Here is a 19,774-nt window from a genome sequence, read left to right on the forward strand (position 1 = left end):
TTTTGGGGGTAGTCTTTGCCGGCAATCGGGGATAAAGTATGGATATCCATCCAGTAGTTATACGCTATGTGGAGCTAAATGGATACCCCTTATATGTATACAGTTATTGTTTCAAGGGGAATAAGGCGTCGCTTTTGTTACACTGCGCGCCGTAGCCGTGGGTAAAAGGACCGGGTAGTGAACCTCAATAAAGAAATTCAGCAAATTAATAACAAGCTCGATTTACAGCGCCGAAAGCGTCAAGCGGCGGTGAGTCGGGGTGATGATATCTTGATCGCTCAATTTGACCGTGAAATTGCGGCATTGGAAAAACGACGTGCCAGTATTAAAGGGCAGCAGTCACGCAGTAACAACAGCAAGGCTGAAATGCTGCAGGCAATGAAGTTCAAGCGGGCTCTAAGCAAGGCCGAGCAAGCTGACATGGGTAAATTGAAAAAATCGGTAAAAGGCTTGGTTGTTGTGCACCCGCTTACCGCACTGGGGCGCGAGATGGGGCTTGATGAGGTGACAGGCTTTTCCCCTAAGTCTTTCTAGACCGGGTTAATACGTGCCGCTGGAGGCGAGTGTCGCTTCCAGCCCTTTGAGTTGTGACAAAACCGCCACTACGCTATGCCTTGTAGCTAACTTCTTTTTTCTCCGTGCCGCGCCCAGTTGATTGGCGAGGTTATCGCCGCAACCCATGCAATGACGATTAGCGCTAACAGACTTTCGCGTATTGCAGGCATAAAAAAAGCCGCCCGGAGGCGGCTTGATTTTAACGCAATGGCTTAGGCAGAAACTTCAGTAATCTCTACTGAGGCAATGCGCGCACCTTCTTCAGCGCCTTTCTGGAAGGACTCAATTTGATCGAAGTTCATGTAGCGGTAAATGTCCGCTGACATGCTCTTCAGGTTTTGAGTGTATTCCAGGTACTCTGCAGGCGTAGGCAGGCGACCAACAATTGCGCCAACCGCTGCCAGCTCGGCAGAGGTCAGGTAAACGTTGGCGCCAGTACCCAAGCGGTTGGGGAAGTTACGTGTAGACGTAGACAGCACCGTGGCACCATCGGCAACACGTGCTTGGTTACCCATACACAGCGAGCATCCTGGCATTTCCATACGCGCGCCAGCGGCACCGAAGATGTTGTAGTAACCTTCTTCCATCAGCGTGTGCTGGTCCATCTTGGTTGGTGGCGACAACCACAGACGGGTAGAGAGGCTGCCTTTGTGGGCGTCCAGCAGTTTACCGGCTGCGCGGAAGTGACCGATATTGGTCATGCAGCTACCGATAAAGACTTCATCAACTTTGTCGCCGGCAACTTCAGACAACAGCTTGGCATCGTCTGGGTCGTTCGGGCAGCAAACCACGGGCTCGGTCAGCTGGTCCAGATCGATTTCGATAACTGCTGCGTATTCCGCATCTGCATCGCCTTCGAGCAGGCTTGGGTTGGCCAGCCACTCTTCCATTTTGCGAGCGCGACGCTCAAGTGTGCGTGCATCGCCGTAGCCTTCGCTGATCATCCAGCGCAGCAGGGTGATGTTTGAACGCAGGTATTCTGAAATTTCCTCGATACCTTGCTTGATGGTACAGCCCGCAGCAGAGCGCTCAGCAGAGGCGTCAGACAATTCAAAGGCTTGTTCTACCGTCAGGCCTTCCAAACCTTCGATCTCAAGAATGCGGCCAGAGAAGATGTTCTTCTTGCCTTTTTTCTCAACCGTCAGGTGACCATCTTTGATGGCTTGGTAGGGAATCGCGTGAACCAGATCGCGCAGGGTAATACCGGGCTGCATTTCGCCTTTAAAGCGCACCAGCACAGACTCGGGCATATCCAGTGGCATAACGCCAGTGGCTGCAGCAAAAGCGACCAGACCAGAACCTGCAGGGAAGGAGATACCCATTGGGAAGCGGGTGTGAGAGTCGCCGCCAGTACCGACTGTGTCAGGAAGCAGCATGCGGTTCAGCCAGCTGTGGATGATGCCGTCGCCGGGGCGCAGAGAGACACCGCCGCGCGTCATAATGAAGTCAGGCAGGCTGTGCTGGGTGTCGATGTCAACGGGCTTGGGGTAAGCCGCGGTGTGGCAGAAAGACTGCATGGTCAGGTCGGCAGAGAAACCGAGGCAGGCCAGATCTTTCAGCTCGTCGCGGGTCATCGGGCCAGTGGTGTCCTGAGAGCCGACGGTAGTCATTTTGGGCTCGCAGTAAGTGCCGGGGCGTACGCCTTGGCCTTCGGGCAGGCCGCAAGCGCGTCCGACCATTTTCTGGGCCAATGTGAAGCCTTTGCCAGTGTCGGCGGGCTGCGAAGGCACGCGGAACAGAGTCGAGGGCTCCAGGCCTAATGATTCGCGTGCTTTTGTGGTCAGGCCACGGCCGATGATCAGGTTGATACGGCCACCAGCGCGCACTTCATCCAGCAGGACGTCGGATTTCAGGCTGAATTCGCTGAGAGTTTCGCCAGTTTCAACGTTCTTGATCACGCCGTCATAGGGGCGAATTTCAATCACATCGCCCATGTTGAGTTTTTCAACGTCGGCTTCAAAAACCAGGGCGCCAGCATCTTCCATGGTGTTGTAGAAGATAGGGGCAACCTTGCCGCCAATACACACACCGCCACCGCGCTTGTTGGGCACGCCGGGGATGTCGTCACCGAAGAACCACAGTACCGAGTTGGTAGCAGATTTACGTGAAGAGCCCGTGCCAACAACGTCGCCAACCATTGCGATTGGGTGGCCTTTCTTCTCCAGCTCAGCAATTTGGGCCAAGGGACCAATTTTGCCTTGCTCGTCGGGCTTGATGCCGTCGCGCTCCATTTTGTACATGGCCAGTGCGTGCAGCGGGATATCAGGGCGCGACCACGCGTCTGGCGCGGGTGACAGGTCATCGGTGTTGGTTTCGCCAGTCACCTTGAAGACAGTTTTAACAATGCTTTCGGGCACGTCATCGCGGCTGGTGAACCATTCGCCATCTGCCCAGCTTTGCATAACCGCTTTAGCCAGCTCGTTACCGGCTTTGGCTTTTTCTTCCACGTCGTGGAAAGCATCAAACATCAGCAAGGTGTGCTTGAGCTCTTCGGCAGCCAGAGGAGCCAGTGCTGCGTCGTCGAGGAGTTCAACCAGTGTTGCGATGTTGTAGCCGCCGTGCATGTTGCCCAGCAGTTTAACGGCTTCTTCTTTGGTGATGAGAGGGCTGCTAGCCTCGCCTTTAACGATGGCAGACAGGAAGCCTGCTTTTACGTAGGCTGCTTCATCTACGCCCGGTGGCACGCGGTTCGAGATCAGATCTACCAGCGTCTCTTCTTCACCGGCTGGCGGATTCTTGAGTAGCTCAACTAAGCCGGCTACTTGCTCTGCGTTCAGGGGCTTGGGGACGATGCCCTGCGCCGCGCGCTCCTCGACATGCTTGCGATATGCTTCTAGCACTGTTAACTCCTCTCTCTATCAGTTTCGGTACCCGTAGTCCGGGATCGCCGGAGGCCGGGGCTATCGATGCCCGTCATCGATGCGAAATGGGGTGGCAAGTATACTGAAAAACCCTACCCAGGTTAAGGTTTGTTAAGAATAGGGCGCGGATATCGACAGGATTATTACCACTGCTGCGGTTTTCCTCCAAAAAGCCACCGCCGACGTAACATAAGCGTGAATAATGCAGTGATTTGGCTACCTTAATGACGATAGCGGCGTTGGTGCCGCAAGCGGTGAGTTTGCCGCCCCGCCTGGAAAGGTCGGCGCGGGGGCAATGGCATTCACCTATTTTTCGCGGTGGGCTGACCCTTGTTTCAGGGGACGCGCTCGCTTACTCTTTTGCCTCGTTTAAAAACGTTCTCGGGAGTTGTTTTGTCTGATTTGCTACGCCGTGTGGCGACACCTTGTATTGGTGTTTGCTCTACTGGTATCGGTGACGATGTTTGCCGTGGCTGCAAGCGTTTTTGTCACGAGGTGATTCACTGGAATAGCTACAACCAGGAGCAGAAGCGCATCATTGACGAACGCCTGGACCAGTTCCTGGTGCAGGTGATGCAGGACAAACTTCATATTATTAATGCCGAGCTGCTGGCCTGGCAGTTGGGCGTGCAACGTGTGCGCTATCCCGCGCAGAAAGACCCTTATATATGGTTGTTTCAATTGCTGCGCGCCGGTGCCGGGCAAATAACAGAGCCGCGAAAGTATGGCTTTGTTGTCGATAGTGTCTGGCGCGACAGTAGCCTGCTGGAATTGCGGGAGGCCATTGACCGCGAGTTCTATCTGCTTTCGCAGGCTCACTACGAGCGCTACATCGGCCGCTATATGCAAAAAGAGGGCTGAGGCCGGCCCATCGTGCTGATATACTTCCGCGTTTTTTCAGGGCAGTGAGTATGGCCGTCGACATTTCTGAAATTCTGGATTTTCTCCCTTGTGAGACGCCCAATGAATGGGTTGATGCGGCCTTAGCCCACCCCGAAGAGCTGCTCATTGATCACGCCAACTGCGAAAAAAAGGCCGCGGGCACTGCGCTGAACTTAATGTTTCGCTATGTGGATAAGCTGGATCTTCTCAACAAGATGTCCCGGCTTGCTCGCGAAGAGTTGCGACACTTTGAGCAGGTGCTGGCGATAATGAAAAAACGCGGGGTTGCCTACCGGCATATTTCGTCGGCGCGCTACGCAAATGGTTTGCGGGAGCTGTGCCGCAGCAGCGATCCCGGTAAATTAGTGGATATCTTGGTCTGTGGGGCGTTGATAGAGGCCCGCAGTTGTGAGCGTTTTGCGCGGATCGCGCCGGAACTCGATGACGAACTGGGTGCATTCTACCTCTCTCTGCTCAAGTCTGAGTCCCGGCATTTCAAAGACTATTTAAGCCTCGCACAGCGCTATTCAGACGAGCCCATTGCGCCGCGTGTCGCGCTGTTTTGTGAGCGAGAGAAAGAGTTGATTCTCACGCCTGATGAGGTGTTCCGGTTCCATAGCGGGCCGCTGCTCGCAGCCTAAGGTGCCGGCTGAGCTGGTCTAGCCCATGGAGCCGGTGCTGAGCAGTTGATCCGCTAAGTCTTCAACACTGCGGTTTTGTCGCTGTGCATTTTTCTTTAGCAGGGCCTCGGCCTGGTGAGGGGCAAGTGAGAAGTTGTCCACGATGAAGGTGATAGCTTCATGGGTTTTCAGCCGCTGTTTGGATGAAAATTGCGCAGCAGCGACTTCAGTTTGCAACTGCTGATGGCTGTGAAGCTCGCTAATCGCAATATCAATTAACGCTTGCAGCAAACTGTCGCGAAGGCTGCTGATGGCGTACAGGCTGATATCGAGTTCGGCGGCTAGCCGAGCGATCCCCTCAGATGCTCTGCCGAAGAGACTGATAATGGTTTGGGGGCTGTCGCGCCGGGTGTGGGCGACATGTTCGAGCACATCGCGCCGTGGCGAGCCAGTGCGGGCGAAAATGAGCTCCGGTGGCCAGCGCTCCAGCTCATCGTACAGGTCGCTGTCCTTTTCCGTGCTTCTGCATTCGATGCCGGCGCGAGCGAGTGCTGTTGCCAAGTGCTTGGCGTCCTCAGGTGCTAGGTCGATAAGTAGTGCTCTCATCCGCGTGCCGATGCCTGTTGGGGGTTCATAAGTCGCAGTGCCGACAATTCGGGCTCTGGTAGCGGCAGCGCTTCGAGATACTTTAAGGTCCCGCCAACCCCAATGATTTTTCCATCTATAAACTGGTTGGGTCCCAGCTGCTGGGAGTCTGAAAACAGCATTTTCTGAGGCAGATTGCCCTCCGTTTTGCGGTCGATCTGGGGGCTGTCGATTCCCAGGGAGGCGGCGACCTGGCGATATAAGTCGGGTTTGAAAATGGCCCTTGCCGTGTCGTCGAGCTTGATGGGCATTTTTAACAGTTGCCAGCGGTACATTTGTGAGATGTACCAATCAATGTGGCTCAGCCAGGGAAAGTTGGCGCAGTAGCGGTGGAAAACATGGAAGTCGGCCACCTCTTCCGGGGCTTCCCCGTGATGGCGCTGAGAGAAGCCGCGAAGTGATAGCGCAACAGTGTCCTCGGGTAGCGCGATATAGGCAGCTTGACTAATGATCTTGGCGGCGCGACGACGGTTCTCTTTTTTATCCAGCCATTGGCAGGCCCGAAGCAGTGCACGAAGCACTGCTCGGTGGCTGTTGGGATGATGGTGGCTCCATTGCTCAGTGACGGCGAAGACTTTCTCCGGGCTGTTGTTCCACAATTGGTATTTGGTCGCCACGACATGCCCGAGTCGTTGTTGAACGGCCAGCGTATTCCACGGTTCGCCAACACAAAAGCCGTCGATATTACCCTCGCTCAACGCGGTAACCATCTTCGGTGGTGGTACCACGACCAGCTCGACATCGCGCTCGGGGTCGATGCCAGCGCTCGCCAGCCAATAACGCAGCTCAAAACTTTGGGTTGAGCAGGGGTAAACGATGCCCAAGCGCAAGGGCGCCGCTGACGCCTCGCGCACTTGAAGGTGCTGTTTTAGTGCCCCTGCGGCGGCGCTGGGGCAGCGAGCGGAGTGGGGGTCAATAGCGGCCAGGTGTTGGAACAGCTCATTGCTGAGCGTAATGGCATTGCCGTTGAGATCCAGAACCATGCCGCTGACAAAATCGAAACGTGGACCGCCAATGCCGAGTCGGCTGGCCAGTGGCATGGAGGCGAGCATCTGCGCCCCATCCAGAATTCCCAAGCCTACTTTGTCGCGAATGGCGGCCCATGAGGTTTCCCGGCAAAGCTCAACGTCAAGGCCTTCTGCTGCGAAGTAGCCTTTCTCAAAGGCAATGACCAAGGGTGCGCAATCCGTGAGAGGGATGAAGCCCAGCCGCAGGCGCGGCTTTTCTGGCGGTGTTGCCGTTGTGGGGTGGGGCATGCCAAGAGTTCCTGATATTACCGTATTGGTCGTTATATACGGGGTAACTCAGCAATACTTATGCCAGTCTTCTTGGGGGCTTTCGGGGTGCGTTGTGCAGTGTGGGCGCTAATGACGAGCATGCCATACCGCCCCAGTGAAAAAGAAAGTGCGCGAGTTTGGGGCGGCCTTTCGCAAACGCCCAAAAGTGGTGCGCAATTTAGATATCGAAGGCGCGGAGTACGATCTCGCTATCCTTGCAATCGAGCACCCAGCCTTGGCGGTGCCAGTCGCCGAGTACGATGCGTTCGGCTGGCTTGTTGTTAAGGGTAAAAGCATGTCGCGCGGGACGATGAGTGTGGCCGTGAATCAGTCGCTGGCAATGATGCTGGGTCATGATGCGTTCTACCTCTGAGGGCGTGACGTCCATGATATCTTCGGCCTTGTTGCTATTGGCTTCACTGCTGGCGGCGCGCAGCTGTTTGGCGAGGGCGCGGCGCTCGCTAAGACTTTTGCTTAACACCTGTGCCTGCCACTCTGGAGAGCGAGCCATTGCCCGATACTGCATATATTCGGCGTCGCCGGTGCATAGGCTATCGCCATGCATCAACAGCGTGGGCTCGCCGAGTAAGTCGATCACGCAGGGGTCGTCGAGGCGTGTTGCCGAGACCGCTTGGCAAAATGCATCACCGACTAAGAAGTCGCGATTGCCGTGCATAAAATACACTTGGCAGCCGGTATTGCTGAGTTCGAGGAGGGCGGTTTTGACCTGCTCAATCAGGGGACTACTGTCATCGTCGCCCAGCCAGCTCTCAAAGAAGTCGCCAAGAATGTAGAGCGCGTTCGCCTTGGAGGCGTCGTCTTGCAGAAACTGGCAGAACGCCCGGGTGATATCCGGGCGCTGCTCGTCAAGGTGCAAGTCTGAAATAAACAGACTGCGCATAGCCTAGCCTTGCCACTCCGCTTTTTCGATGATCACATCGTCGGCGGGAACGTCTTGATGACCCGCGGCGCTGGTAGTGCGTACCGCTTTAATTTTTTCAACAACGTCCATACCTTCGCTGACTTTGCCAAATACCGCGTAGCCCCAGCCCTGCATGTTTTTGCCGCTGTGGTTCAGGAAGTCGTTGTCTTTCACATTGATAAAGAATTGCGCGCTGGCAGAGTGTGGGTCCATGGTGCGTGCCATTGCCAGGGTGCCAACAGTGTTTTTGAGGCCATTATCTGCTTCGTTTTCAATGGGCTCGCGGGTTGCTTTTTGTTTCATGCCGGGCTCGAAACCGCCGCCTTGAATCATAAAGCCGTCGATAACGCGGTGGAAGATGGTGCCGTCGTAAAAGCCTTCCTCAACGTACTGCTTAAAATTTTCTGCGGTCTTGGGCGCGTTTTCGAAGTCGAGTTCGATCTTGATGTCACCAAAATTTGTTTTAAAGATAACCATTTGCGTTGATTCTCGCTTATAAGCCGAAATTAAAGCCGCTATAATACGGTTTTTGCATTGGCGGCGAAACCGGGCCTACGTTTGCCGTCGACAACCTTTATGCATCGTGCGCCTGTCACTGGCGCAATAAACCAAGAGATTTGCGATTCAATGAGTGAACAAGACGTCACTGGTAATAACTTTTTGCGCGGCATCATCCGCAAGGATATCGAGGAAGGCCGCCTGAGTGGTTCACTGGTCACCCGATTTCCTCCGGAGCCCAATGGCTTTTTGCATATTGGTCACGCCAAGTCGATTTGCCTGAACTTTGGTCTGGCTGAGCACTTTGGCGGCCAGTGTCATTTGCGTTTCGACGACACCAACCCTGCCAAGGAAGAGCAGGCCTATATCGATGCTATTCAGGAAGATATCCAGTGGCTGGGCTATCAGTGGGCGGGCCCGGTGCGCTATGCCTCTGATTATTTTGACACGCTTTATGATTACGCGGTGGCGTTGATCAACGCCGGTAAGGCATACGTGTGCGAACTTAGCGCAGAGCAGGCGCGAGAGTATCGCGGCACGTTAACTGAGCCGGGCCGAAACAGTCCCTTTCGCGAGCGCAGTCCTGAAGAGAACCTCGCTGAGTTTGAGGCGATGCGCAACGGTGAATACGAAGAGGGTGCGAAAGTGCTGCGCGCCAAAATCGATATGTCAGCGCCGAATATTAATTTGCGCGACCCGATCATTTACCGCATACGCAAGCAGACCCATCACCAAACGGGTGATAAGTGGTGTATTTATCCCACCTATGACTTCACTCACGGTCAGTCCGATGCCATTGAGGGGATTACGCACTCGATCTGCACCTTGGAGTTTGAAGATCATCGCCCGCTGTACGAATGGTTTATAGAAAACCTGCCGGTGCCAGCCGAGCCCAAGCAGTATGAATTTGCGCGCCTGAATATCAATTACACCGTTACCAGCAAGCGCAAGTTGAAAGCACTGGTTGACGAGAATATTGTCGCTGGCTGGGATGACCCGCGCATGCCGACTATTGCCGGGATGCGTCGCCGTGGCTTCACGCCCGCAGCGCTGCGCCATTTTTGCGAGATGGTGGGTGTGGCCCGCAGTGAGGGGATTGTCGACATGGCGATGCTTGAGCACGCGATCCGCGATGACCTCGATAAAAATGCGCCGCGCGCAATGTGCGTGATGGATCCGCTAAAGCTGGTTATTCACAATTACCCGCAGGGCCAGGTGGAGCAGCTTGGCGCACCGGGCCACCCCAATCGCGATGACCTGGGTGAGCGCCAGCTACCGTTCACGCGCGAGGTTTATATCGAGCGTGATGATTTCCGTGAAGAGGCGAACAAGAAGTTCAAACGGCTGGTGCTGGGTAAAAAAGTGCGGTTGCGCAATGCCTATGTGCTGCTCGCTGAGCAGGTGGTCAAAGATGAGCAGGGCAATATTGTTGAGGTTCACTGCAGCTATGACCCCGATACTCTCGGTGCAGACCCCAGCGATGGCGTAAAGCCCAAGGGGGTGATTCACTGGGTTTCTGCCAGTGAAGGTCGTCGGGCGACGGTTCGCATTTATGACCGGCTCTTTAACCACGCCTCACCGGATCGCGGCGGTGAAGATTTCTTGGAGCATGTTAACCCCGACTCATTGAGTGTTGTGGAAGACTGCTGGATAGAGCCGGGCTTGGCCAATTGCGCACCGGAGAGCCGTTTCCAATTTGAGCGCACCGGCTATTTCGTTGCTGACCGTTACGAGCACTCGGCGGAGCAGCCCGTATTCAACCGCACAATTGCGCTGCGCGATAGTTGGGGTAAGGCGGAGGCCTGAGGCCACCACATAGGCACGACACATAAATAGTCACTACCCTTAAATAGATACTCGGCGCTTCTCTACGCGCCGACGGAATAAGCGAAAGCATCAGTATGCAGATATACAACACCCTGAGTCGCAAGAAAGAAGCCTTTACACCGATCGAAGCTGGCAAAGTGAAGATGTACGTTTGCGGCATGACCGTCTACGACTACTGCCACTTGGGGCACGCGCGGGTGTTGGTGGCCTTTGATGTGATCAGCCGCTATTTGCGCGCCAAGGGTTACGAGCTGAACTATGTGCGCAATATCACCGACATCGATGACAAGATCCTGCGCCGTGCAGACGAAAACGGCGAGGATTACACCGCGTTGACCGAGCGCTTCATTACGGCCATGCATGAAGATGCGGAGCGTTTGGGGATAGCGCCTCCGGATGCCGAGCCGCGAGCGACTGGGCATATAGAAGATATTCTGGCAATGATCGCACGGTTGATCGAGCGCGGCTTTGCCTACGCGGCAGACAACGGCGATGTTTACTATCGTGTGAGTCGCTTCGAGGGCTACGGCAAGCTATCCGGTAAGAAGCCAGACGAATTGCTATCGGGAGCGCGAATAGCGGTTGACGAGGCCAAAGAAGACCCGCGCGATTTTGCGCTGTGGAAGGCCGCAAAAAGTGGCGAAGTCAGCTGGCCGTCACCCTGGGGAGAGGGGCGTCCCGGTTGGCACATCGAGTGCTCGGCGATGTCCACCTGCTGCCTGGGCGATAATTTTGACATTCATGGTGGTGGCCCGGATTTGGTTTTCCCTCACCATGAAAACGAAATCGCGCAGTCTGAGGCGGCTACCGGTAAGCCCTATGCGAACACCTGGATGCATGCCGGGGCCGTGCGTGTGGACAACGAAAAGATGTCCAAGTCACTGGGTAACTTCTTCACTATTAGAGAAATTCTCGACAAATATCACCCGGAGGTGGTGCGCTATTTTCTGATCTCCAGTCACTACCGCAGTGCCATCAACTACTCCGAGGATAATCTGCAAATCGCCAGGCAAAACCTCGAGCGTTTCTACCACGCGCTGAAAGGGCTTCCCGTCGAGCCGGTAACGCCATACAACGAATTGCCAGCAGACAATCGCTATGTGCAGCGCTTTGACGCGGCCATGAGTGATGACTTTGCAGCGCCGGAAGCGCTGGCTGTGCTATTTGACCTGGTGCGCGAGCTCAATAACGCTCGCGCAGCTGGCGAGGACGCAGCAGTGACGGAACAGGCGGCGCTGCTGCGTTCGCTTGGTGCGCTTCTGGGTATTCTGGGTTGCGAGGCAGAGGCCTTCCTGCAGGCAGGTAGTGCGGGTGAATTGAGCGCCGAGGAGATTGAATCCTTGATCGCCGAGCGGGTACAGGCCAAGAAAGACCGGGATTTTGCTCGCGCCGACGGTATTCGTGCTCAACTGCTTGAAGGTGGCGTGGTGCTAGAAGACAGTCGCGAGGGCACGACCTGGCGGCGGGCCTAGGCTCGCCGACGTCGGCGTTTAATTATTGCGCCAACCGCGCTCATTATTGCAAAGGCAATAATCACTCCGAGGCTATTGGCAAGCAGGTCGCCGCCTGAAGGCGCGCGGCCGGGCATCCAGGATTGGCCGTATTCCATGGCGGCGCTGTAGAGAATAATCGCGATGGCGAATAGCAGGCGGCCACGCAGGGTGTTGGCAACCGGATAAGCGAAGCCCATAAACACCGCGTAGGCAATGAAGTGTTGGGCTTTGTCCCAGAGCGTGATGTCCGGCATGGTGCTGGCGGGCGTTAGTGATAGGGCGGTGATTACAGCGGCGTACACGGACAGCAGCAGCCATTGCTGCCAGCGCTTAAGCCACATGGCTATACCTTCTCTTGCCGGTAGTCGTCAGCCAGCAGTCCTTGCAGTCGGCGCTCGGCGACCTTCGTTATCGCGTCCACATCGGTGTCTGCTGAATAATCTTCAAGCGGGAAGCGCTCGTTATGGAATGTCACCGAAGTAAAGGGCAGTGGAACCTTGAATTTGTCCCAGGTTGATTGAATCCGCCAGCCTTTGTAGTCCACACGCATTAAGTAGAGCGGGAGTCCGGTCTTTCTCGCGAGTGCTACCGCGCCGGCTTTCATTTCGTGGCGTGGGCCGCGAGAGCCGTCTACCGTGAATACCGTTACCGATGCCGTTTTACTTCGTCGCAACAGCTGGAAAAACGCATCGCGGCCGCCGCGGCTCGGTGAGCCAAGTGCCACTTGGTAACCGTAGCGCTCTAGGGCTTTACCGATGGCGTAACCAAAGTGATTCTGTGACGCGATCGTGCTGGCGTTGCTGTGCGCAAAGTACTTGCACAGCGGCAGTAGCTCGTCGTGAAACACCGCGATTACGCACGGCGTTTCAATGCTGGGTTTATTGCGAAAGCGCACGCTGCGCGTCAGCAAAAATAAACCGTGCATAAAGCCGATTAAAATACCGCGTGCTGCCTTCTGCCCCGGGCCAATAACCTTGGGCTTGCGTTGTCGTTTTGCCACGGAGTCGCCTTAGGCCAGTGCTTTCTCGCCTGAATCGACGCTTTGGAATATGAGGGTGTTAATGGTCATGGGGCCAACACCGCCCGGTACCGGAGTAATGGCACTTGCTCGCTCGTGCAGCGGGGCGAGTTCAATATCGCCAACGCCGCCTGGGTGGTAACCGGCATCGACGACAACGGCGCCATCTTTCACCCACTCAGCTTTAATAAACTCTGGTTTGCCCACGGCGCCGACGAGAATATCGGCCTGCTTGATCAGCGCGGGCAAATTTTGCGTTCGGGAGTGGCAAATGGTGACTGTGGCATTGGCTTCCAGCAACATCATTGCCATGGGCTTGCCAAGAATCGCGCTGCGGCCAACGACAACAGCGTGCTTGCCTTCGATATCAATCTTATAGTGCTCCAACAGGCGCATGATGCCTTTGGGGGTGGCGCAGCCGTAGGCGTCTTCGCCCATTGCCATGCGGCCGAAGCCCAGGCAGGTGACGCCGTCGACATCTTTATGCAAGGCGATAGCGTCAAAACAGGCGCGCTCATCAATTTGGGCGGGCACGGGGTGTTGAAGGAGGATGCCGTGCACATTGCTGTCGTTATTCAGTTCGTCGATCTTTGCCAGCAACTGCTCGGTGGTCGTGGAGGAGGGCAGCTCAACGGCCATAGAATCCATGCCGACGCGTCTGCAGGCGTTACCTTTCATCTTTACGTACGTCGCAGAGGCGGGGTCGTCGCCAACCAAAATCGTCGCCAGAATGGGGGTTTTGCCACCGGACTTTTCTTTGAGTGCTGCCACTCGAGTTGAAAGCTGTTGTTCCCAGCTTGCCGCCAGTGCCTTGCCGTCCAGAATTTGTGCCGCCATCCCGGTTGTCTCCGAAAAAGATGATTGAAAATAAGCTGTTATTGTCGCACGCCGAAAATGCACTGGCCAATAAAGTCGTAAGTTTTTTTTCTAAAATTGTTGACGCCTCAGAGGTGTCTGCGTATCATGCGCAGCTCCTGTAAGGGGGCATGAGTTACACATGTTTCGGGGTATAGCGCAGTCTGGTAGCGCGCCTGCTTTGGGAGCAGGATGTCGGGAGTTCGAATCTCTCTACCCCGACCATTTCGTCAACTCTTGACGCTTTTTGCGCCCGTAGCTCAGCTGGATAGAGCAACGGCCTTCTAAGCCGTCGGTCACAGGTTCGAATCCTGTCGGGCGTGCCATTACAGGTCAAGTCATACGTTATGGTGGCCGTAGCTCAGTTGGTAGAGTCCAGGATTGTGATTCCTGTTGTCGCGGGTTCGAGCCCCGTCGGCCACCCCATCTTATTGTCTTAATTTTCTCCTCGAATTATTTGCCGTACAGCATCGCGACTGTCGTCGTGTCTTCGTGCGTTATGTTTTATGTTTTGTATAGCGTTTGGATGGACATCCCGACGGCGTTCCAGCGGCCTGTGTTTGCGCGCTGCTAATAACGCCGCCTCGCGGAGCAGTTCTAGCGAAGGCAGTCCAGGTAGGCGGCAATCGCTCGATCCAGGCCAAGTTCAATAGCGTCCACGGTGAAGGCGTGGCCGATCGACACTTCCAGCAGTTGATCCACGCTGCGCTTGAAGAGCGCTAAGTTGTGCAGGTTAAGGTCGTGGCCTGCATTCAGGCCCAAGCCGCTTTCGGCGGCAACGCGGCTGGCGTTGACGAAACGGGCGAGGCAGTTCTCCTGCTGAGGGCTCCCATAGGCTTGGGCATAGGGGCCGGTATACAGCTCGATGCGGTCGGCGCCGAAGGTTTTGGCTAGGCGTATTTGTTCGGCATCGGGGTCCATAAACAGGCTGACCCGCACACCCATTGCACGAAGCTCTTCGATAATAGGCGCAATTTTTTCTCCGTCGCGCTTGAGGTCGAAACCGTGGTCGGAGGTTAGCTGGCTGTTGTTATCCGGCACCAGGGTGCACTGAGCGGGGCGAGTCCGGCGAATGATCTCCATGAAGCCGGGGTAGTCGCTGACGCCAGTCCGATCGCTTTTCATGGGAGCGGCCAGCGGGTTGCCTTCAATATTAAACTCCACGTCCAGCACGTCTGCTAAGGCGTAGCAGTCGTCTGCCCGTATGTGGCGCTGGTCGGGGCGAGGGTGGACGGTAATACCGTGTGCGCCTGCAGCAATACAGCGCTTCGCGTGTTCGATGACACTTGGGTACTCGGTGTCGCGCGAGTTTCTGATTAAGGCAATTTTGTTCAGGTTGATGCTGAGTGCGGTCATCGCGGCCTCTGGCTATTTAGTGGCGGGGCTTGCCTTGCTGATGCTGATTCGCTCCAGAATAATCGGCTCCATGGGCACGTCCTCAAAGTCGCCGACGCGCTGGGTGCGCACATTGCTAATGTCTCTTACGACATGCTGCCCATCAATGACATGGCCGAACACCGCGTAGCCGTCGCGGCCCATGCGTGCGTCGAGCGACAGGTTCATTCGCAGGTTAATAAAAAACTGCGAGCGGGCACTATTCGGGTCGTCGGCTCTTGCCATGGCAACCGTCCAGCGCTGATTGCTCAACCGGCTTGCTTTGGACTCGTTAACAATCGGTTCGCCGTTGGGTTTTTCAACCATATCCGCTGTAAAGCCGCCGCCTTGAACGACAAAGCGGCGAATGACGCGATGAAAAATGGTTCCGTCGTAAAAACCGCTTTTCGCGTAATTCAGGAAATTTTCCACGGTAATGGGCGCGCGGTCTGGCAGCAGCTCAATGCGGATATCTCCCTTGCTGGTGTGCAGGGTGACAACGGGCTTATCGCCAGCGTGGGCAGGTGCGATGCTGAGTGAGAGTAAAAGGCATAAAAAAGCGGTTATACGCATCGTCTTAGCCCCATTCGGAACGCCGCTTAGGCATCATGCGTGGGACGATTAGAGCGATCATTACGCCGATAAGCACCGCGAAGGCGCCGTTAAGGAAAAATTCGTTTTCTTTGTTTTCACGCAGGCGAGCGTTATCGGTCTTGAGCACATCGACCTCACTGCTCAGCATCTGGTTGCTCTCAAGCAGGCGGCGGTTGTCGCTGTCGAGTTTAATGGCGTTGGCAGAGATGCGTTTGATCGCGTCCAGCTCTTCGCTGAGGGCGGTGTTCTCGCGTTCTAGTTGTTCCACAATGGAGGCGGTTTGCTCACTGCTTTGCGTGGTGTTTTTGAGTTGCTCGCGGAGGGCTTTGTTTGCCTCACTGAGTCTGCTGAGTTTGGCTTCCGCTTCTTTTAAGCGTGTGCGTGCAACGGGCGCCTCGACAAGGTAGTGGCTGGGCAGCCAGCCTTCGGTACCGCTTGTCGTTTTGACTTTGGAGTAGCCCGTGCTCTCGTTGGTGGTAATGAGTTCAAGCTTAGTGCCACTGGGCAGACCGCGATGAACGATTCGGTATTTGCTGCCATCCCCTACACGAAGTGGTACATAAACCTTGTCGCTGATATAGCGGGTTTCGGCGAACAGTTGGCCAGAAAGGGTGAGCAGGACGGTCACAAGGCCGAGAAGGGTGAGTTTCTTCACTGTTAATTCCACTTTAAAAAATTGCGGTAAGGTATTAATGAATAAGAGTAATGTACATGGTTGCAGACTGCAATTTGGCGCCCTGTTCTAGGGCAGTACTTTTTTAAACGGTTTTACACTAACTTTGCTGTACACGCCGGCCGCAATGTAAGGGTCTGCATCGGCCCAGCGCTGAGCATCTTCCAGGCTGGGAAATTCGGCGATCACCAGACTTCCGGTGAAACCCGCGTCTCCCGGGTCGTTGCTGTCAATGGCGGGGTGAGGGCCAGCAACTAAGAGCCTGCCATCGGCTTTTAGTTCCTCTAGGCGCGCGAGGTGGGCAGGACGCGCGGTCAGGCGCTTTTCTAAGCTGTTGCTGACGTCTTCACTGAGAATGGCGTAAAACATGATTAGTTTTGATCCTGGTGTAATCTAAAAATCTGTTCGAGCTCCAGTGCTGTGAGGCTCTTAACTCTGTTCATTAGGTAGAACAGGGCGCCCATCATCACGATTGTGCAGGGCAGTGCGATGACGGGAAAGCTGAGTCCGGTCATTTTTCCCAGCTCGGCACTGTACTCCGGGGTGCCTGGAGGGCTGACCAAAATAAACTTGGCGAGCAGGTAATTCAGGGTCGAGGACAGGAAAAAAGAGAAAGCCAGTAAGTAGGTTGCTCGGCGAAGGGCTACGTTGAAGGCGTTGTGGGCATTGTGCTCACTAAGCGCCTTCTCGATACGCGCGGTGTCGACAACCTCATCGTTGAACAACAGCGTTTTGATCAGCGGATAGGGCGTGTATAGTGACAGCAACGTAGCAAGGCCTATCAGGCCGGGGATCGCCGCCTCTTTAATGGCGATATATTGAGGGTCCAGCTCCAACAGGCTGATCCCGCCGGTCAGTAAGATGCTGACGAAACCGAGTATGGAAAAAATGTTGGTGCGGCGGGTTTTAATATAATCCCATGCGCCGAAGCTCACGGGAAAAGCCAGTGCGATAATGATGCTCAGGCTAGGCCCCAAGTCTTCTTCGCCGCTGAACTTGGTGAGTATCAGCGTCGGTATCACAATATTGAATAAGAGGTTGGTCACGGCACTGTGCCGTGGCTTGCCCTGATTGTTTGGGGGCATGGTTCGTCCTGTGGTCGGGATTGTCTGCGCGAATGCGCGGCTCACTATAACCATTTTCCCGCGTTATCACTAGCGCAGGGGGTGAGCGCCACAGAGGTGCTGGAGTATTAAAGCTTGATAATCGATTTACACACCCATAGCACCGCCTCCGATGGCGGTTTGACCCCCCAGGAGTTGGTGGCGCGCGCGGTTGATCGTGGCGTTGATCTGTTGGCAATTACTGATCACGATACGGTCGATGCTTACCAGGCGCTAGAAGACCTTCCCGGCGATCTGCAGCTGGTGTGTGGTGCGGAGTTTTCATGCAACTGGAATGGCGTCAACATTCACGTATTGGGTTTGGGGCTGGACGTATCTGAGCCGCTGCTGTGCGATGCCATCGCGGGGCAGAAAGTGGCGCGGGAGCAGCGCAGCGAGACAATTGCCGCCCGTTTAAGCAAGAAGGGCATCGATATTGATGTTGAGGCATTGCGGAGCAGTGTCGCTGACCGGCCGCTGGGTAGACCAGACTTCGCCCGTTATATGGTTGAAAAGGGCTATGTGGGGTCGATGAATGAGGCCTTTGACCGCTTTTTGGGCGCTGGCAAAATTGGCGATGTAAAGGCGATGTGGCCATCGTTGGCGTCTGTGTTGTCATGGATACACGCCGGCGGTGGTGTGGCTGCGATTGCCCACCCTATGCACTACAAAATGACCAATGCAAAGCTGCGTCGCTTGCTCGTAGAGTTTAAAGATCTGGGCGGCGAGGCGCTGGAGGTGTGTAATGGCCGGCCTGCGGACCAAGAGTTACGTTACCTGCGTGAGCTGTGCAGGCACTTTGAATTTGAAGCGTCGGCTGGCAGTGATTTTCACCACTTAAGCCAGTGGTGTGACCTTGGCTGTGATGCCGAGGTAGTGGGAAATTGTCAGCCGGTATGGCAGCGTTGGCTAAGGGCCAGCTGACCGCATTTAAGGATAATTATGAGTCAATTTTTTCAGATCCACCCCGAAAACCCACAGGCACGGTTAATCAAACAGGCGGCCGATATCGTCCGCAGTGGCGGCGTGATCGCTTACCCCACTGATTCGGCCTATGCGCTGGGCTGCCACCTCGGGGATAAAAGTGCATTGGAGCGCATCCGAACGATTCGTCGTTTGGACGACAAGCACAATTTCACGCTAATGTGCCGCGATCTTTCTGAGCTGGGTAATTATGCCCGGGTTGATAACAGCAGCTTTCGCCTGCTCAAAAACCTAATTCCCGGGCCTTACACCTTCATCTTGCGTGCCACACCCGAGGTCCCTAAGCGCCTTCACCACCCCAAGCGCAAGAGCGTGGGCCTGCGCGTACCCGACAACCAAATTTGCCTGGACCTATTAGCAGAGCTGAATGAGCCACTAATGAGCGTGAGCCTGATTCTGCCAGGCGAAGACTTGCCGATGACGGACCCCTATGACATTCGCGATACGCTGGCGAACCACGTCGATTTGGTGATAGACGGCGGTTACTGTGGCATGGAGGCAACGTCTGTGGTCGATCTCGTGGATGACGTGCCAGTAGTGCTTCGCCGCGGACTTGGCGATGTCAGTCAATTTGAACAAGCGCTGTGACGCTCGAGCAGATAGCCGTATAATCGCCGGCTTAGTGAAAATAGGGGGCGCTCGTGCAGCAGGGCAACGGTCAGGATAACGAACAGCCGGTAGCAGAAAATCTGCCCGGTGCGCCCCGCCGTGCACCCATGCAGCGTGCCATGGACATTGTTAGCCTTAAGGCGCTGCGCAGTCGGCCCCAGCAGGGTGAAATGCCGTTTGCGATCGTCCAGGGTAAGCCGCTTACCGAGTTGCCAAAGGATTTGTATATCCCCCCTGAAGCCTTAGAAGTCTTCCTGGAAGCCTTTGAGGGGCCGCTTGACCTTCTGCTTTACCTGATCAAGCGACAGAACATCGATATTTTGGAGATCAACGTTGCTCAGATCACTGAGCAATACATGCAGTACGTCAATATGATGAACGCCATGCAGTTCGAGCTGGCGTCTGAGTATCTGTTGATGGCGGCGATGTTGGCGGAAATTAAATCCCGGATGCTACTGCCGCGCTCCAGCGAAGAGCTGGAAGACGACGAAGACCCCCGCGCGCAGTTAATAAGAAGGCTGCAGGAATACGAGCGCTTCAAGCAGGCCGCAGAGAATATCGATCAGCTGCCGCGAGTAGGGCGTGAAACTTACCTTAGCGAGGTGGCACCGCCGCCAATGAAAAAGGTTAAGCAAGAGCCCGATGTTGATCTGAAAGAATTGATGCTTGTGCTCAGTGAAGTCTTGCAGCGCGCAGATCTGTACATTAGCCACCAGGTCGAGCGGGAAAAGCTGTCCACTCGTGAGAGAATGTCGGAAGTATTAGCGAGGCTGAGCGGCGATACCTTTGTGCCTTTTGTCTCACTGTTCAAACCCGAGGAAGGGCGTCTCGGGGTTGTTGTGACCTTTTTGGCTATTATGGAGCTCATTAAGGAGTCTCTGGTTGAAATTGTTCAGTCAGCGCCTTTTGCCCCCATTCACGTTAAAGCTAAGAACACCTGATGATTGACGCGCAGCATTTACAAAGAATACTCGAAGGAGCGCT

Annotated in this window: 21 protein-coding genes and 3 tRNA genes; 11 read left to right on the forward strand and 13 right to left on the reverse strand. The window is 55.2% G+C overall.

Features of this window, described 5'->3' with window-relative positions; translation table 11 throughout:
* The first annotated feature begins 177 nt into the window (after window positions 1–177).
* Window positions 178–534 carry a YibL family ribosome-associated protein gene (locus HNR64_RS09945; RefSeq protein WP_204996349.1) on the forward strand — a complete coding sequence of 119 codons (357 nt, stop codon included), beginning with the start codon at window positions 178–180 and terminating at the stop codon, window positions 532–534.
* A 233-nt stretch (window positions 535–767) separates the two neighbouring features.
* On the opposite strand, the gene acnB is transcribed toward HNR64_RS09945, so the two are convergent.
* Complete coding sequence (gene acnB, locus HNR64_RS09950; RefSeq protein WP_027873897.1) at window positions 768–3,395, reverse strand: bifunctional aconitate hydratase 2/2-methylisocitrate dehydratase; 2,628 nt, start codon at window positions 3,393–3,395, stop codon at window positions 768–770.
* Window positions 3,396–3,809: 414 nt separating this feature from the next.
* On the opposite strand from acnB, the gene HNR64_RS09955 reads away from it, so the two are divergent.
* Both HNR64_RS09955 and HNR64_RS09960 read left to right on the forward strand, forming a co-directional pair.
* Entirely contained in the window at window positions 3,810–4,277 is a 468-nt protein-coding gene (locus HNR64_RS09955; RefSeq protein WP_204996350.1) for a DUF1289 domain-containing protein, read from the forward strand.
* Window positions 4,278–4,327: 50 nt separating this feature from the next.
* On the forward strand, window positions 4,328–4,939 hold the full coding sequence (locus HNR64_RS09960) for a MiaE family protein (protein WP_204996351.1): 612 nt from the start codon (window positions 4,328–4,330) through the stop codon (window positions 4,937–4,939).
* Window positions 4,940–4,957: 18 nt separating this feature from the next.
* Here the strand turns inward: HNR64_RS09960 and HNR64_RS09965 are convergent, their stop codons facing one another.
* From HNR64_RS09965 to HNR64_RS09980, 4 genes are all read right to left on the reverse strand, one after another.
* Window positions 4,958–5,524, reverse strand: coding sequence for an ANTAR domain-containing response regulator (locus HNR64_RS09965; RefSeq protein ID WP_204996352.1), 567 nt, complete (start codon window positions 5,522–5,524; stop codon window positions 4,958–4,960).
* Window positions 5,521–6,819, reverse strand: coding sequence for a CmpA/NrtA family ABC transporter substrate-binding protein (locus HNR64_RS09970; RefSeq protein WP_204996353.1), 1,299 nt, complete (start codon window positions 6,817–6,819; stop codon window positions 5,521–5,523). The genes HNR64_RS09965 and HNR64_RS09970 overlap by 4 nt, the downstream gene beginning before the upstream one ends.
* Window positions 6,820–7,018: 199 nt before the next feature.
* Window positions 7,019–7,741 (reverse strand): UDP-2,3-diacylglucosamine diphosphatase, encoded by a 723-nt coding sequence (locus tag HNR64_RS09975; RefSeq protein ID WP_204996354.1) that lies wholly within the window; start codon window positions 7,739–7,741, stop codon window positions 7,019–7,021.
* 3 nt (window positions 7,742–7,744) lie between these two features.
* The gene (locus tag HNR64_RS09980) at window positions 7,745–8,239 is read right to left on the reverse strand and encodes a peptidylprolyl isomerase (RefSeq protein ID WP_204996355.1); all 495 of its coding nucleotides are present in this window, start codon (window positions 8,237–8,239) and stop codon (window positions 7,745–7,747) included.
* Between the two features lie 150 nt (window positions 8,240–8,389).
* On the opposite strand from HNR64_RS09980, the gene HNR64_RS09985 reads away from it, so the two are divergent.
* Both HNR64_RS09985 and cysS read left to right on the forward strand, forming a co-directional pair.
* Window positions 8,390–10,066, forward strand: a complete 1,677-nt coding sequence (locus HNR64_RS09985) for a glutamine--tRNA ligase/YqeY domain fusion protein (RefSeq protein WP_204996356.1) — start codon at window positions 8,390–8,392, stop codon at window positions 10,064–10,066.
* A 95-nt stretch (window positions 10,067–10,161) separates the two neighbouring features.
* A complete protein-coding gene (cysS, locus tag HNR64_RS09990; protein ID WP_239547778.1) occupies window positions 10,162–11,559 on the forward strand; it encodes a cysteine--tRNA ligase in 1,398 nt (465 codons plus the stop codon).
* Here the strand turns inward: cysS and HNR64_RS09995 are convergent.
* The 3 genes from HNR64_RS09995 to folD are packed head-to-tail and all read right to left on the reverse strand — an operon-like array spanning window position 11,556 to window position 13,435.
* Complete coding sequence (locus HNR64_RS09995; protein WP_204996357.1) at window positions 11,556–11,921, reverse strand: VanZ family protein; 366 nt, start codon at window positions 11,919–11,921, stop codon at window positions 11,556–11,558. The genes cysS and HNR64_RS09995 overlap by 4 nt on opposite strands.
* 2 nt (window positions 11,922–11,923) lie before the next feature.
* The gene (locus HNR64_RS10000; protein ID WP_204996358.1) at window positions 11,924–12,580 is read right to left on the reverse strand and encodes a lysophospholipid acyltransferase family protein; all 657 of its coding nucleotides are present in this window, start codon (window positions 12,578–12,580) and stop codon (window positions 11,924–11,926) included.
* Window positions 12,581–12,589: 9 nt separating this feature from the next.
* Window positions 12,590–13,435, reverse strand: a complete 846-nt coding sequence (gene folD / locus HNR64_RS10005) for a bifunctional methylenetetrahydrofolate dehydrogenase/methenyltetrahydrofolate cyclohydrolase FolD (RefSeq protein WP_027873889.1) — start codon at window positions 13,433–13,435, stop codon at window positions 12,590–12,592.
* 166 nt (window positions 13,436–13,601) lie between these two features.
* Here folD and HNR64_RS10010 point away from each other — a divergent pair.
* The 3 genes from HNR64_RS10010 (at window position 13,602) to HNR64_RS10020 (ending at window position 13,879) form a co-directional block, all read left to right on the forward strand.
* Window positions 13,602–13,678 (forward strand) — tRNA-Pro (locus HNR64_RS10010).
* Window positions 13,679–13,702: 24 nt separating this feature from the next.
* A tRNA-Arg gene (locus HNR64_RS10015) sits at window positions 13,703–13,779 on the forward strand.
* 24 nt (window positions 13,780–13,803) lie between these two features.
* Window positions 13,804–13,879, forward strand: a tRNA-His gene (locus tag HNR64_RS10020).
* A 171-nt stretch (window positions 13,880–14,050) separates the two neighbouring features.
* Here HNR64_RS10020 and HNR64_RS10025 read toward each other — a convergent pair.
* From HNR64_RS10025 to HNR64_RS10045, 5 genes are all read right to left on the reverse strand, one after another.
* A complete protein-coding gene (locus tag HNR64_RS10025; RefSeq protein WP_204996359.1) occupies window positions 14,051–14,809 on the reverse strand; it encodes a pyridoxine 5'-phosphate synthase in 759 nt (252 codons plus the stop codon).
* Between the two features lie 12 nt (window positions 14,810–14,821).
* Window positions 14,822–15,400, reverse strand: coding sequence for a peptidylprolyl isomerase (locus HNR64_RS10030; RefSeq protein ID WP_204996360.1), 579 nt, complete (start codon window positions 15,398–15,400; stop codon window positions 14,822–14,824).
* Window positions 15,401–15,404: 4 nt separating this feature from the next.
* Window positions 15,405–16,076 carry a TIGR04211 family SH3 domain-containing protein gene (locus HNR64_RS10035; RefSeq protein WP_204996361.1) on the reverse strand — a complete coding sequence of 224 codons (672 nt, stop codon included), beginning with the start codon at window positions 16,074–16,076 and terminating at the stop codon, window positions 15,405–15,407.
* Window positions 16,077–16,163: 87 nt separating this feature from the next.
* A complete protein-coding gene (locus HNR64_RS10040; RefSeq protein WP_204996362.1) occupies window positions 16,164–16,463 on the reverse strand; it encodes a YciI family protein in 300 nt (99 codons plus the stop codon).
* A gap of 2 nt (window positions 16,464–16,465) precedes the next feature.
* On the reverse strand, window positions 16,466–17,179 hold the full coding sequence (locus HNR64_RS10045; protein WP_204996363.1) for a VC0807 family protein: 714 nt from the start codon (window positions 17,177–17,179) through the stop codon (window positions 16,466–16,468).
* A 114-nt stretch (window positions 17,180–17,293) separates the two neighbouring features.
* On the opposite strand from HNR64_RS10045, the gene HNR64_RS10050 reads away from it, so the two are divergent.
* From HNR64_RS10050 to HNR64_RS10060, 3 genes are all read left to right on the forward strand, one after another.
* On the forward strand, window positions 17,294–18,121 hold the full coding sequence (locus tag HNR64_RS10050) for a PHP domain-containing protein (protein WP_204996364.1): 828 nt from the start codon (window positions 17,294–17,296) through the stop codon (window positions 18,119–18,121).
* Window positions 18,122–18,139: 18 nt separating this feature from the next.
* Entirely contained in the window at window positions 18,140–18,769 is a 630-nt protein-coding gene (locus HNR64_RS10055; RefSeq protein WP_204996365.1) for an L-threonylcarbamoyladenylate synthase, read from the forward strand.
* 128 nt (window positions 18,770–18,897) lie between these two features.
* Window positions 18,898–19,731 (forward strand): segregation and condensation protein A, encoded by an 834-nt coding sequence (locus HNR64_RS10060; RefSeq protein ID WP_204996583.1) that lies wholly within the window; start codon window positions 18,898–18,900, stop codon window positions 19,729–19,731.
* The last annotated feature ends 43 nt before the right edge of the window (window positions 19,732–19,774 follow it).

The organism is Spongiibacter marinus (genome assembly GCF_016906995.1).
In the GTDB taxonomy this organism is placed as follows: Bacteria; Pseudomonadota; Gammaproteobacteria; order Pseudomonadales; family Spongiibacteraceae; genus Spongiibacter; species Spongiibacter marinus.

Excerpts from the sequence above, each read along its gene's own strand:
- HNR64_RS09960 (WP_204996351.1), top strand. The coding sequence starts at position 4,328 with ATGGCCGTCGACATTTCTGAAATTCTGGATTTTCTCCCTTGTGAGACG.
- HNR64_RS09965 (WP_204996352.1), bottom strand. The coding sequence starts at position 5,524 with ATGAGAGCACTACTTATCGACCTAGCACCTGAGGACGCCAAGCACTTG.
- HNR64_RS09970 (WP_204996353.1), bottom strand. The coding sequence starts at position 6,819 with ATGCCCCACCCCACAACGGCAACACCGCCAGAAAAGCCGCGCCTGCGG.
- HNR64_RS09975 (WP_204996354.1), bottom strand. The coding sequence starts at position 7,741 with ATGCGCAGTCTGTTTATTTCAGACTTGCACCTTGACGAGCAGCGCCCG.
- HNR64_RS09980 (WP_204996355.1), bottom strand. The coding sequence starts at position 8,239 with ATGGTTATCTTTAAAACAAATTTTGGTGACATCAAGATCGAACTCGAC.
- HNR64_RS09985 (WP_204996356.1), top strand. The coding sequence starts at position 8,390 with ATGAGTGAACAAGACGTCACTGGTAATAACTTTTTGCGCGGCATCATC.
- cysS (WP_239547778.1), top strand. The coding sequence starts at position 10,162 with ATGCAGATATACAACACCCTGAGTCGCAAGAAAGAAGCCTTTACACCG.
- HNR64_RS09995 (WP_204996357.1), bottom strand. The coding sequence starts at position 11,921 with ATGTGGCTTAAGCGCTGGCAGCAATGGCTGCTGCTGTCCGTGTACGCC.
- folD (WP_027873889.1), bottom strand. The coding sequence starts at position 13,435 with ATGGCGGCACAAATTCTGGACGGCAAGGCACTGGCGGCAAGCTGGGAA.
- HNR64_RS10025 (WP_204996359.1), bottom strand. The coding sequence starts at position 14,809 with ATGACCGCACTCAGCATCAACCTGAACAAAATTGCCTTAATCAGAAAC.
- HNR64_RS10030 (WP_204996360.1), bottom strand. The coding sequence starts at position 15,400 with ATGCGTATAACCGCTTTTTTATGCCTTTTACTCTCACTCAGCATCGCA.
- HNR64_RS10040 (WP_204996362.1), bottom strand. The coding sequence starts at position 16,463 with ATGTTTTACGCCATTCTCAGTGAAGACGTCAGCAACAGCTTAGAAAAG.
- HNR64_RS10045 (WP_204996363.1), bottom strand. The coding sequence starts at position 17,179 with ATGCCCCCAAACAATCAGGGCAAGCCACGGCACAGTGCCGTGACCAAC.
- HNR64_RS10055 (WP_204996365.1), top strand. The coding sequence starts at position 18,140 with ATGAGTCAATTTTTTCAGATCCACCCCGAAAACCCACAGGCACGGTTA.
- HNR64_RS10060 (WP_204996583.1), top strand. The coding sequence starts at position 18,898 with ATGCAGCGTGCCATGGACATTGTTAGCCTTAAGGCGCTGCGCAGTCGG.